This is a genomic window from Streptomyces sp. NPDC026301 (assembly GCF_055567935.1).
The window spans coordinates 1-12,894 of record NZ_JBVHPN010000040.1 but is presented as its reverse complement, the minus strand read 5'-3'; the positions used below and the strand labels follow the sequence as shown (position 1 = coordinate 12,894).

At 72.5% G+C, this 12,894-nt stretch carries 8 protein-coding genes; all 8 read left to right on the top strand.

Features of this window, described 5'->3' with window-relative positions:
* Nucleotides 1–1,848, top strand: a 1,848-nt coding sequence (locus tag ACZ4MH_RS33895) for an ADP-ribosyltransferase (protein WP_467754852.1), incomplete at its 5' end; no start/stop codon positions are given.
* Between the two features lie 42 nt (nt 1,849–1,890).
* Nucleotides 1,891–2,292 carry a hypothetical protein gene (locus ACZ4MH_RS33890; protein ID WP_351600713.1) on the top strand — a complete coding sequence of 134 codons (402 nt, stop codon included), beginning with the start codon at nt 1,891–1,893 and terminating at the stop codon, nt 2,290–2,292.
* Between the two features lie 469 nt (nt 2,293–2,761).
* Nucleotides 2,762–3,613 carry a hypothetical protein gene (locus ACZ4MH_RS33885; protein ID WP_351600710.1) on the top strand — a complete coding sequence of 284 codons (852 nt, stop codon included), beginning with the start codon at nt 2,762–2,764 and terminating at the stop codon, nt 3,611–3,613.
* Between the two features lie 131 nt (nt 3,614–3,744).
* Nucleotides 3,745–4,023 (top strand): hypothetical protein, encoded by a 279-nt coding sequence (locus ACZ4MH_RS33880; protein ID WP_351600707.1) that lies wholly within the window; start codon nt 3,745–3,747, stop codon nt 4,021–4,023.
* 224 nt (nt 4,024–4,247) lie between these two features.
* Nucleotides 4,248–5,603, top strand: coding sequence for a type VII secretion integral membrane protein EccD (gene eccD, locus ACZ4MH_RS33875; protein ID WP_351600704.1), 1,356 nt, complete (start codon nt 4,248–4,250; stop codon nt 5,601–5,603).
* An 80-nt stretch (nt 5,604–5,683) separates the two neighbouring features.
* On the top strand, nt 5,684–7,015 hold the full coding sequence (locus tag ACZ4MH_RS33870; protein WP_351600701.1) for a nucleotide-binding protein: 1,332 nt from the start codon (nt 5,684–5,686) through the stop codon (nt 7,013–7,015).
* A gap of 37 nt (nt 7,016–7,052) precedes the next feature.
* The gene (gene eccCa / locus ACZ4MH_RS33865) at nt 7,053–11,027 is read left to right on the top strand and encodes a type VII secretion protein EccCa (RefSeq protein ID WP_351600698.1); all 3,975 of its coding nucleotides are present in this window, start codon (nt 7,053–7,055) and stop codon (nt 11,025–11,027) included.
* Nucleotides 11,028–11,193: 166 nt separating this feature from the next.
* Entirely contained in the window at nt 11,194–12,612 is a 1,419-nt protein-coding gene (locus tag ACZ4MH_RS33860; RefSeq protein ID WP_351600695.1) for a DUF6177 family protein, read from the top strand.
* Nucleotides 12,613–12,894: the final 282 nt, after the last annotated feature.

The window sequence follows — 12,894 nt, the reverse complement described above, 5'->3', positions numbered from 1 at the left end:
ACCGGCAAGGCGCTGGTGGCCTGGGACGAGTGGGGCAAGAACCCGGGCCGGGCCGCGGGCGCGGTCACCTTCAACGTGCTGACCACGGTCTTCACCGGGGGCGCGGGCGGCGCCGCGGCCGGTGCGGGCAAGGCCGGCGCGGTCGCCAAGGCCCTGTCCGTGGCGGGTAAGGCGGGCAAGGTCATCGACCCGATGACGTATGTCGCCAAGGGCGCGGGCGCCGGCCTCTCCAAGATCGGCGACATCACGAAGGGCCTGAAGGGGATCGGCAATGTCGACATCCCCAAGCTGCCCGACGGCTCGGTGGAGCTGCCCGACGGCCGCCTCCTGGAGCCCAACGGCAATCTGGTGGGCACGAACGGTGTCCCCGAGACGACTCCGATCCCGCACGAGACGGTCCCCGGCGCCTCGGGCCTCCCGAAGTCCTGGACGATCGACCAGCCGGCGATGACGGGAGTCCACGCCGGCGACGGTGCTCCCGGCGTCTCGCACGCGAGCGGCCCGACGCCGATGGGCGGCCACTCCGAGACCCCGATCGGCTCCGGCGGCCACACTCCGGCCGGCCCCGGCGGCCACGCTCCGGCGGGCCCCTACGGCCCGCCGCCGAGCGGTTCCTACGGCCCGCCGCCCGGCGGCTCCTTCGGCCCGCACGGCGGCTCCTTCGGCCCCACGGGCGGTTCGTTCGACCACGCCCCGAGCGGCAACGCGGGACACGTCCCCGGCGGCCCGACGAGCCACGTCCCCGGCACCCCGGCGGGCCACTTCCCGGGCGCCCCGGCCGGTCATGTACCGGGCGAGGTTGGCAGCCACGTACCGGGCCAGACCGGCCCGCACGCACCGACCGGCCCGCACGCCCCCGGCCATGATCTCCCGCCCACCGGCCCGCACGGCCCCGGCCACGACGTGCCGCCGGCCGGCAACCCCCACACGCCCGACGCCCCGCACGGCCCGGGCCACGACGGCCCCGGCACGCACGGGCACGACGGCACGCACGGCGGGCACGGTGACGGTCATGCCGACGACGCGGCCGGGCACGGCGACGACGCGGCGCACCACGGCGACCACGCGGACCTCGGCCATGACGCGGCGGACATCGCCGCGCACCACGGCACCGACGCGCCGGGCGCCCCGGGCCACGGCGGCACGGACGTGCCGGGCAGCGGCGCCGGGGAGCCGTTCGAGTACAAGCCGCACATGTCGCGGACGGAGTTCGAAAGCCTCAGCGATGCCGACAAGCACGCAGTGGCCATGGCCGAACTGGCGCGCGGCACGAATCCCGCGCCCAGCGTCGACAACGCCGCGGGACTGAAGTACGGCAATTCGTACTGGAACGAGTTCCTGGACGACCTGCCCACCGAGTCGCGGGAAGCGCTGAAGACCTACAGCGGCAACGAGTACGACCTGATCAACAGCCACCTGCGCTTCGGCACCGACCTGGACGACTCGCTCAAGCACACCATCTCGGAGATGGACAAGGTCATGGGCGCCCGCCCGGTGCCCGAGGACCTCATGATCGTGCGCGGCACCGGGGTCGACCACATCAAGATCGACGGCCGTCCGCTGAAGTCACCGCTGGAGATGCAGGGCGGTGTGTTCGACGACAAGGCGTTCACCTCGACGGCACTCGGCAAGACGCCGCCGCCTCCGTTCGACATGAAGCCCGTGCACATGCACCTGCGGGTGGCGAAGGGCACCCCCGCTCTGTGGATCGACCACCTCTCCAAGTACCCCGGAGAACGCGAGCTGCTCCTCGCCAAGGGCTCCGAGTACAAGGTGACGCGTGTCTTCATGGACGAGACGGACGGCAAGTGGCACGTCTACGGGGAGGTTCTGCCGAGGCGCCCGTAGCCTTCGTCGCAGATCAGCCCGAGCCAAAGGAATGTGAACGGCATGAACAACGAACGACCGATCAACCCACGCTTCGACGAGGACGTGCACTTCAACCTCGTGTCGCCGGGGCCGCCGCGCTACCAAGTCCACACCGACAAGCCGGTCCGTTACTTCACGGTGGTCGACAAGCAGAGCGGCGCGGTCCTCGGTTACGTGTGGGCCAACGACGAGGACGACGCCGCCGCGTGGGAACCGCGCGAGGCCGCCGGCCCCCGGGCGTTCTCCGAGGGCGGCATCTGGCACGCCAGGCTGGAGGAAGCCAAGGGGCGGGGCATCCTGCCGTCCCAGGCCGTCGAAGAGCTGCTCGCCAACCCGGAGGGCAACAAGGGCCGTGCCGTGCCGGACTCCCTCACCGACGCCCCGAACGCCACCGCGGTCGAGACGCTCGCCAAGACGGACTGACAAGACAGCTTGAGCGACATGTCCGATCCCGTGCGCTACATCAGCGTCGCCGCCCCCGACGGACAGGTGATGGGGTACGCCTGGGGCGACTCCGCCGATGTCGGCTGGGTGGACCGCAAGGCGAGCAGTATCGACGCGTACAGGGCGGGGCTGGAGTGGTACGACGCCAAGGTGCGTGACGTGCGTGAACGCGGCGTCGCACCCCTGGACCTCCTCGACCTCCTCGGTCGTGAGCCCGGCGTGGGCCCCCTCACCGCTGCTTCCGATGTGGCCGCGATCGAGGAACTCGCCCGTACCGTCACCCCCGCCGACGACCAGCGCCTGATCGCCGCGCTCGACCGGGAAGACGCGGCGGCCTGGCGCGAGCTCGCGCGTCGCCGTCACGACCGAGTACCGGTGGTCGGCCAACCCCCTTCCCCAGCTGTCGCCGGACGGACGGCTGTCACCGGCCGACGCCGTCCGCGCGGCCATGGCGCTGGTGCTCGGGGAGCGGATCAGCGAGGGAATGATCGACGAGGCGGTGCAGAGCGGCCTCCTGGACGCCGCCGTCGCGTCGCTCCGCGCCTGGTACGAGGCCGAGGGCGCACGCACCGGACCACGCACCGGACGTGCGGCCGCCACGCCCGAGGCTTCGGCAGCAGCCGGCAGGACAACGCAGTACGCCGCCCGCCCACTTCCACACGACACGGGGAATCCCATCACCACGCCGCCGCCCACCCAGCCACCGCAGCAGCCGAGTGCCAACCCGTACGCCCAGCAGCCCGGACCGCCGCAGACCGGGCAGCCGCAGTACGGCATGCCTCCCGCGCCCTATGGCATGTCCCCGCAGCCCCAGTACGGGATGCCGCCGGCGCCGTACGGGATGTCGCCCCAGGGCGGGCAGCCCTACGGCCAGCCGCAGCAGGGGCCGTACGGGGCCCCGCAGCCCGGTCCTGAAGGGTGCCGGTTCTGTGGAGGGGGCCCTGCCGCGCGGGTGACGTTTCGGGCGCATCAAGGGTTTCTGATTCTGATGCGGTTTCAGAAGTACGACGGGCCGATGTGCGGGAACTGCGGCATCGCGGTCTACCGGACGATGATGACGGCGACCCTGTGGCAGGGCTGGTGGAGCCCGTTTTCGCTGTTCCTTTTCACGCCGTTCACCGTGATCTGGAATCTTGTCGCGCGGCGCAAGGTCAGCAAGCTGCCGGCGCCCGCGCCGGGGCAGCACGGCCGGCAGGCCGATCCGGGGAAGCCGGTGCATCAGCGGCCGCTCGCGTATATCGCCCTGATTCCCGTGCTGTGGATCTGTTTCATGATCTTCCAGGGGATTGCTCAGGGCTGACCCTGGGGTGTACCGCTTCCTCACCCATGCCTTATGTTGCGAGGCAAAGTGAGACGCCCGAGGCAACGGACGACTGACGCAACGGACGATACTGACGCAACGGACGACTGAGGCAACGGACGACGAGACGTATGGCACGGGATTACGACAGCCAGCTTCTGGAGTCGGTGGCGGTACGCCGGCGCAGGATGCGGGACGCGCTGCTGTTCGGCGCGCAGCGGGCGAGGCGAACAGCGGACGAGCGGATCGGCAAGGTGTTCGCCGGCATCGCCATCGCCGCCGTGCTGTGCGCGGGCTGCGTCGGCTGGTCCTTCCTCCAGCACACACTGGCGCAGCAGAAGGCCGAGCAGGAGAAGCAGCAGCGCCAGGAACAGCAGTACGAGCAGCCGACGAAGGCAGCGAAGCAGTAGAAGTCGGAGAAGCAGTAACAGCACTAAAACGGAGGAAGCCGGGAAATCCGGTGGGAGCAGGACGAGTTGCCGGTGACTTCCGCGTCGGCAACTCGGGTGGATAAAGCGGGAATTCGGCGCACGGGCGGCGGAATTCCGCGCAAAAGGGAATGGGCAGGGCACCAGTAACATGGGAACGCCGTACAGGCCCGAGTCCTCAACGTCGCGACGATAGGTTCCCGTAAGTGGTGAGCACAACAACGACATCCCGGGCGCAACTGAGCCGGGTGACCTTGGTCGGCGAGCGACGCCGGGCCGACATCGTCCTGCCCTCCGACACCCCGATAGGGCAGCTGCTGCCGGACATCCTGCAGCTGCTGGACGACCGGGCGGCGTCGCGGCCGATGACCCGGCAGCTGATCACGTCGGACGGGTCCGCGCTGCCGCACGACAGCACGCTGTCGTCCGCGGAGGTCGCGGACGGCGCCGTGCTCCGGCTCGTCCGGGCCCACTCGGCGCCGCCGGCCCCCGTCGTGCACGACGTCACCGACCTGGTGGCCGACGACCTGGACCTGCAAACCTGGCGCTGGCGGCCCGCCGCACGCCGGGTCAGCGCGGGCGTGGCCACGGTCGCCTTCGCGGTGGTCGCCGCGCTGCTCGCCCGCCGCGAGTTCGCGCTCGACGCGCTCGTGGGGGTACTGGTCGCGGCCACGCTCGTGCTCCTCGCGGCCGGCGCGCTCGTCGCGAAGATCGGGCAGGGCAACCGCGGGCTCGCCACGGCGCTGCTGCTCGCCTCCGGCGGCCTCGGCATCCTCACCGCCTGGACCGCCGCCGACGCCTACGCCTGGTCGGGGACCACGCGGCTGGCCGCCGTCGGCGGCGCGCTCGTCGTGACGCTGCTGCTCCTCGGGTACTTCTCGCCGCTCGGCCGCGGCGGGCTCATCGGCGCCGCGGCCACGGCCGGGATCGCCGTGGTGTGGGAGGCGGTCGCCGCCCTCCAGGACGACCCGGTGCGGCTCGGTGCCGTGATGGCCGTCTGCTCCGTGATCCTGCTCGGCCTGCTGCCGCGGCTCGCCCTGATGGCCTCCGGGCTCACCGCGCTCGACGACCGCCGCTCCGGCGGCACGTCCGTCAGCCGCCACCAGGTGGGGAACGCGCTCGCGGCCACCCACCGCGGCCTCGCCCTCGCGACGATCGTCACCGCGGCCTCCGCGACGGCCGGCAGCTGGCTGCTCACCCGTGCCGCGACGCCGAGCGTGTGGACCGTGGCGCTGCCCGCGCTCGTGGCCCTCGTACTGCTCTCCAGGGCGCGTGCCTTCCCGCTGGTGGCCGAGGTCGTGGCGCTCTTCGCCGCGGCGGCGGTGCTCGTCGTGCGCCTGGTCGTGGTGTGGCTGGACCACTCCGGGGGCGCCGGGCCGTTCGTCGTGCTGTGCGCGGCCGCGGTGCTGCCGCTGCTCGTCCTGGCGGTGCAGCCGCCCGAGCATGTGCAGGTCCGGCTGCGGCGCGTGGCCGACCTGGTCGAATCCATCGGCGTGATCGGGCTCTTCCCGCTCGCGGTCGGTGCGTTCGGCGTGTACGGACAGCTGCTCAACAAGTTCTGATGCTCAACACGGTCAACACGTTCTGAGTTCGACGCGCAGGCGCTCCGGGCGGGGCAGCAGGGCGGAAAAGAAGGGCTGACATGCCGAACGGAGACAACTGGCAGGGCGACGTGCTGCGTGACCTGCGGGGCGGGGCCGCGTCACAGGGCACGCCGCAGCAGGGCCAGCAGGCGCAGCAGGGCCCTGGCCAAGCCACGCAGGGTGCGCAAGGACCTGCCGCGGAGCAGCAGGGCGCCCCCGGGCAGCCCGCGGCCCAGCAGCACCCCGCGCCCCCGCAGCAGCCCGGCCACCCGGCCGCGCCGCTCCCGCCCCAACAGCAGCACCCGCAGCAGGCTTCGCCGTACGAGCAGCAGGCGCCCGCGTACCAGCAGCAGGCACCGCAGTACGAGCAGCAGCCGCCCCAGTACCAGCAGCAGGTACCCGCTCAGGCCGGCTACGCGCAGGCCGGTTACGCCCAGGCCGGCTACGCCCCCGGCGCACGCGCGCACCGCACGCCCGACTCCCGGCCCGTCGTGGACAAGAGCCTCGCGCTCACCGGGCGCAAGCCGCGGCACGGCGAGTCGTTCGCCGCGCGGGCCACGCGCAACCTCCGCCGTACGGTGTCCTCCTCCGCCGCGCGCGAGGTCGCCGAGACCACCGCCACCGCCGAGGTCCTCCAGCAGCCGGTGACCACCGGCCGGCAGATCGCCGTGACCTCCATCCGCGGTGGCTCGGGCAAGTCGACCGTCGCCGCGCTGCTCGGCACGGCGTACGCGCACTACCGGCAGGACCCGGTGCTGTTCGTCGAGGCCGACCCGTCGCTCGGCTCGCTGCCGCTGCGGCTCGGCGCCGAGACGCTGCGCTGGACCACCGGCGACCTGGCGGGCATCGTCGAGCCCCAGATGTCGCTGCTCGATGTCACCGGGTACCTCGTCCAGCTGCCCAACAACGCCTGGCTGCTGCCCGGCAGCCAGGGGCAGATCGGCGCGATGCTGGAGACCAGGGCGTACGAGCGGGTGATGGTCTCGCTGCGCCGGTACTTCGGCGTGACGGTGGTGGACTGCGAGACGCTGCCCGCCGAGGTCGCCCGGGTCGCGCTCTCCGCCGCCCAGGCCCGCGTGCTGACCGCCCCCGCCACCCTGGAGGGCATCACCAGTACGTACTCGATCCTCCAGTGGATGCAGGGGCTGCCCCCGCACGTGATCGCCGGCACTGTCGTCGTCCTCACCGAGCTCGTGCCGCACAGCGGACTCGACCTCGACGAGGCCGTCAAGAAGCTGCGGTCCACCGGGGCGGGCGTGCAGGTCCTCCCGTACGACCGCCATCTGGCGGCCGGCGGCACGATCCGTACCGAACTCCTCGCGCGCTCCACCAGGGAGGCCGCCACCCGCCTCGCCGCGGACGCGTTCCGGCTCTCCCAGCAGCGCCACTGATCCCCATGCCGAGCCCGACCGTGAGTGACGGACGCCGATGAGTACCCGACTGATCCACCGCCCGGCCAGGACCGCGCGGCCCCAGGCCGCACCCGAGGCACGCACCATCGAGGCCCCGCCCAACCTCCCCGAGGGCAAGTCGGGCAACATCGCGATGTCGCTGCTGCCCGTCGCGGGTGTCCTGTCGTCCGTCGTGATGATGACGGTCGTGCGCAACAGCCAGTTCGCCGGGCTCGGCGCGATCATCGTCGTCGTCACCCTCATCGGCACCCTCGGGCTCGCCTTCTCGCAGCGTGGCAAGGCCCAGCGCACCCGCCGCACCCAGCGCGAGGCGTACCTCGCCTACCTGGAGGACCTGCGCGAGGAGCTGTCCGGCGAGGAGCGCGAGCGGCGCGAGCAGGCCGACGTGCTCAACCCGCCGCCGGACGCGCTGTACGACATCGTGCGCGACCCGGCCCGGCTGTGGGAGCGCCGCCGGATGGACGGCGACTTCCTGCGCGTGCGCGTCGGCACGGGCGAGATGCCGGTCCGCGATCTGACCGTCGCCCAGCAGGGCTCCTCGGTCCTCACGCCGCCCGACCGGTTCATGCTCAACGAGGCGTCCGCGCTGATGGACCGCTTCCGCACCGGCACCGAACTCCCGCTCACCGTCCCGCTCGACCGGGTCGGCAACATCAGCGTCATCGGCCCGCGCGAGGACTGCCTGCGCGTCGCCCGCGCGCTGCTCGTGCAGACCTCCGCGACCCACGCGCCGGACGACGTGGCGATGGCGCTGGCGGTACCGGGCGACCGGCTCACCGACTGGGAGTGGGCCAAGTGGCTGCCGCATCTGCTCGACACCGAGCAGTTCGACGGGCCCGTCGCCGCCCGCCGGATCGCCCCCTCCCCGCCCCAGCTCGCCCGGCAGATCGGCCCCGAGCTGCGCCGCCGCGCCTCGTACGCGGCCGAGGTGCGCCGCGGCCTGTCCAACCGGGACGCGCTGGCCATGAACTCCCGGCTGCTCGTGGTGTCCGACGGGCACGGCGAGGACGCCGTGGACCTGCCGCGCCCCGATGACGCGGTCGGCCTGCGCGACATGGGCGTCACCGTCCTGCACCTGCTGGAGCAGCGGGTCCAGGAGCCGGGGCAGGTCAGCGTGCGGATCACCGTGAACGGCGATCAGGTGGTGATCGAGGACCTGCGCGAGCAGGAGCCGATCAGCGCGCACGGCACCGTCGACGAGGTCAGCGTCCCGTTCGCCGAGGGCCTGGCGCGGATGCTCGCGCCGATGCGGCTGTCCGCCGAGTCCCTCGTGGACGCCCCGCTGTCCGGTCCCGTGGACTTCGCCGAGCTGCTCGGCATCGACGACGTGGCGCAGCTGGACCTGTCGCGGCTGTGGGCCCCGCGCGGCGAGCGTGCCTTCCTGCGCGTGCCGATCGGCATCAGCGACTCCCACGAGCCGGTGCTGCTGGACCTCAAGGAGTCCTCCGAGCTGGGCATGGGCCCGCACGGCCTGTGCGTCGGCGCGACCGGTTCCGGCAAGTCGGAGCTGCTGCGTACGCTCGTACTGGCCCTGGTCGCCACCCACCCGCCGGAGGACCTGGCCCTGGTCCTCGTCGACTACAAGGGCGGTGCGACCTTCGCGCCGTTCGCGGACCTGCCGCACGTCGCCGGTGTCATCACCAACCTGGAGAACCAGGCGGGCCTCGTGGAGCGCGTGCACGCCTCGCTCGCCGGCGAGGTCAAGCGCCGCCAACAGGTGCTCAAGAACGCGGGCAACGTCGCCGACATCGGGGACTACGCCACGCTGCGCGCCGAGAAGCGCCCCGACCTGGAACCGCTGCCGCACCTCTTCGTCGTCATCGACGAGTTCGGCGAACTGCTCACCGCCAAGCCGGACTTCATCGACCTGTTCCTGTCCATCGGCCGCATCGGCCGCTCCATCGGCGTACATCTGCTGCTGTCCAGCCAGCGCATCGAGGGCGGCAAGCTCAAGGGCCTGGACACCTACCTCTCGTACCGGCTCGGCCTGCGCACCTTCTCCGCCGACGAGTCCCGCACGGTGCTGGACACCACGGACGCCTTCCACCTGCCGCCGCTGCCCGGCTTCGGCTACCTCAAGGTCGACACCAGCCACTACGAGCGCTTCAAGGCGAGCTACGTCTCCGGCGCCTACCGCGGCCCGGTGCAGCGCGCCGAGGACGAGGACACCGGGCCGCTGGCCCTGGAGTACGAGGCGTTCAACACCCTCGGCGAGCCGGAGCAGAGCGGGGAGCAGGAGCCGGCGGCGCGGCGCCGCGAGACCGGCCCGACCGAGATGGGCGTCATGGTCGGCCAGCTGGAGGGCGCCGCCGATCCGGTGCGCCGCATCTGGCTGCCGCCGCTGCCCGCCGCCGTCGCCCTGGACAAGGCCGCCGGGCCGGTCGAGGTCGGCGCGCGCGGCATGCAGCTCGCCGCGCGGCGCGGCCCGCTGCAGATCCCGCTCGGCCTGCTGGACGACCCGACCAAGCAGTGGCAGGGCCAGTGGTACCTGGACCTCACGGTCGCGGGCGGCCACGCGGCCGTGATCGGCGGCCCGGCCGCCGGCAAGACGACCCTGCTGCGCACCCTCGCCCTCTCGGTCGCGCTGACCCACACCCCGCAGGAGGTCGGCATCTACGGCCTGGACCTGGTGGGCGGCGGCCTCCAGGCGCTGTCGGACCTGCCGCACGTGGGCGGCGTCGCGGGCCGCGCCGACCGCGAGCGCGCGGGCCGCACGGTCGAAGAAGTACGCAACATGCTGGCCCTGCGCGAGGACCTCTTCCGCGAGCACGGCATCGACTCCGTCGAGCAGCTCCGGATGCTGCACGCGGCGGGCCGGCTGCCGCAGCTGGCCTCCGCCGAGATCGTGCTGATCATCGACGGCTTCGGCGCGCTGCGCGACGACTTCGAGGAGCTGGACGACGCGGTCGCCGACATCCTCAAGCGCGGCAGCGGTTACGGCATCCACGTCGTCGCCGGCATGCTCCGCTGGAACGACGTCCGCATCGCCACGCAGTCGAACTTCGGCACCCGCGTCGAGCTGCGGCTCAACGACCCCAGCGAGTCCAGCATCGACCGCAAGCTCGCCGAGACCCTCGCGCCCGACGAGCCCGGCCGCGTCCTGACCGACGGCAAGCTCTTCGCGCAGATCGCGCTGCCGCGTACGGACGGGCTGACCGACACCTCGGAGCTGGGCGCGGTCCTGGAGCGCACGACCCGTACGGTCCGCGCCACTTGGAGCGGCGAGGTGGCCCAGCCGGTACGGGTCCTGCCGCGGGTCCTGGAACCGCATCTGCTGCCGGGCCCCGCCGCCGAGCCGCAGCGCGTCCCGATCGGCCTCGACCAGACGGCACTGGCACCCGTCATGGTCGACCTCTTCCAGCACGACCAGCACCTGCTGATCCTGGGTGACAGCGAGTGCGGCAAGACCAACCTCCTCAAGACCGTCGCGCAGGGCCTCATCGAGCGGTACGGCGAGGACGACCTGGTCTTCGCGGTGATGGACCCGCGGCGCGGGCTGCGCGGGGCGATCCCCGAGGAGTTCCGCGGCGGCTACGCGTACAACCCCAAGATGTGCGCGGGCCTCGCGCACGGCGTCGCCGGACAGCTGGAGAAGCGGCTGCCGGGCGACGGTACGGACGTGGAGGATCTGGAGCCCGGCAGCTGGGGCGGCGGCCCGCGCATCGTCGTCCTCGTCGACGACTACGACGTCCTGACGACGGCCGGACAGGCCCCCCTCGAACCCTTCCTCCCGTACATCCCCTCCGCGGCCGACATCGGACTCCACTTCGTCCTCACGCGCCGCGTCGCGGGCGCCTCGCGCGGCATGTACGAGCCGCTGATGCTGAGCCTGCGCGAGTCGGGCGCCTCGGCGCTCCTGATGTCGGGCGACCGCAGCGAGGGCCAGCTCTTCCCCGGCACGTACGCCTCCCAGCAGCCGCCCGGCCGCGGCGTGTTCATGCAGCGGGGCCGGCCGAACCGCCTGATCCAGACGGTGTACACCGACGGGTGACGCGGCCCGCGTCATCCGGACGGTACACACCGACGGGTGACGCGGCTCGCGTCATCCGGACGGTACCCATCGACAGGTGACGCCCCCCCCCCGCCTCGCCACCCCGACCACGAGCGTCCCCGAGCGATACGGACGCCCCCATGACCAGGAACCGGACGACCACCACATGACCAAGGACGTCATCACCCTCACCCAGAAGATGCCCGACCCGCTGACCGTGCTCGCGGGTCTGCTCTCCGGCGGCCCCGACAAACTGGTCGGTACCGCGGGTGAGGACGCGGTCGTGCAGCTCTGCGACGAACAGGGCCGCCCCCTCGTCTCCATCGAGGCCCCGCTGCTCGTCCAGGTCGCGGGCGAGGCCGAACGTCTTCTCGGCGCCACCCCGCCCCCCGTCCCCTTCTGGTGGACGGAGGCCCGCGCCACGACCGGCGTCGAGGAGGCCGAGCGGCTCGCGGGCACTTTTTCCGCGCGGCTCGCCTCGCTGTCCGGCGGCTCCGCCTGGCCGCCGGAGGCCGCCCGCTCGCTCGCCGTCGTGGAGACCGACGGCGTGAGCGTCGCGCCCACCCCCGCCGCAGCGCAACCCGCCGTCGACGCGCTCACCGACAAGGTCGCCGTCATCATCCAGGACCGCCCGGTGGTCGCCATGACGGCCTGGCTCTCGGACGCCTTCCGGGCCGCCGCCAACGCCGAACTGGGCCTCCAGATCGTCACCAACCCGGGCGCCACGCTCTCCCCCGCGGTACGCAACAGCCTCCCCGGCTGGCCCTCCCGCTGGGTCGTGCAGGACGAGCGGGACGGCTACTACGACGGCCTGTCCGGCGCCGTACTCCGCTTCCAGGGCGGCCTGTTCGCCCCGGTCGAGGGCCCGGGGGCCACCGCCGAGGACGCCCGTACCCCGCTCGCCGCCACCTTCCAGAACGTCACCGACACCGGCGAACGCCAGCTGGCCGTCTCCTTCCGTACGGTCCACCCGGCCGACGACCGCCTGGTACTCGGCGGCGCGCTGGAATCGGTCTGGCGCGAACTCACCGGCGAACCCCCGGCCGGCTGGGGCACCGCCGAACCGGCCAACCTCCCCTGGTCCCTCCGTCAGCTCACCGACCTCGCCCACGACCGCGCCCCCGACCCGACCTGGCTCGTGGTCGTCGGCACCCCGTCCCGCCCCGGCCTGGCCACGGTCCGCATCAACCGCACCACGGCCGGCATCGAGGAGGACGTCACCCTCGCCTTCGGCTACGGCCCCGACGAGGAACTCCCGCTGGACGCCCTCCCGCGCGCCGCAGAGGTACTGGCCACCCGCCACCACCTCCAGTCCATGCTGGTCCAACTCCGCAAGGCCCGCCGCGACCTGGCCGTCCCACCCCACTTCGAGGGCCCCGGCGTCCCCCTCGCCTTCGCCCTCGGCGCCGAAGAAGTCCGCGCAATGCCCGGCGACCGAGCCCGCCACACCCCCCTCCCCACCCCACCCCTCCAACTCGGCCCAAAGACCCGCCCGGCCCTGTACTACCCCCTCCCGGGCGACCCGTCGGACCTGTCCGGCTGGCAGGACTTCGAACGGTTGATGCGGCATTTGAAGGGGGCTTAGAGCGGAGGACTCGGGGGGGGGCGGGATGTCGTACCGCTGTGCGACCGATGTCAGTCGATCGGTCTAAAGTGAAGAAACGGATCGGTAGTGACCGCGGGGGTTCGATGCGTCGATCCACAGCGGATGAAGTCGGGGGTGCAGTCGGGTGGAAATCAAGCTGGAGCCGGATCAGATTCCCCAGTACACGGGCGATCTGGAGCAGCTGGAGAAGGACCATGCCGCGCTGAAGTCGGATGCCGGGCACATCCGCACCACCGGCTCGGACGTCCACTCCCATTTCCA

Coding starts and splice junctions, on each gene's coding strand:
- ACZ4MH_RS33890 (WP_351600713.1), top strand. CDS start 1,891: ATGAACAACGAACGACCGATCAACCCACGCTTCGACGAGGACGTGCAC.
- ACZ4MH_RS33885 (WP_351600710.1), top strand. CDS start 2,762: ATGGCGCTGGTGCTCGGGGAGCGGATCAGCGAGGGAATGATCGACGAG.
- ACZ4MH_RS33880 (WP_351600707.1), top strand. CDS start 3,745: ATGGCACGGGATTACGACAGCCAGCTTCTGGAGTCGGTGGCGGTACGC.
- ACZ4MH_RS33870 (WP_351600701.1), top strand. CDS start 5,684: ATGCCGAACGGAGACAACTGGCAGGGCGACGTGCTGCGTGACCTGCGG.
- eccCa (WP_351600698.1), top strand. CDS start 7,053: ATGAGTACCCGACTGATCCACCGCCCGGCCAGGACCGCGCGGCCCCAG.
- ACZ4MH_RS33860 (WP_351600695.1), top strand. CDS start 11,194: ATGACCAAGGACGTCATCACCCTCACCCAGAAGATGCCCGACCCGCTG.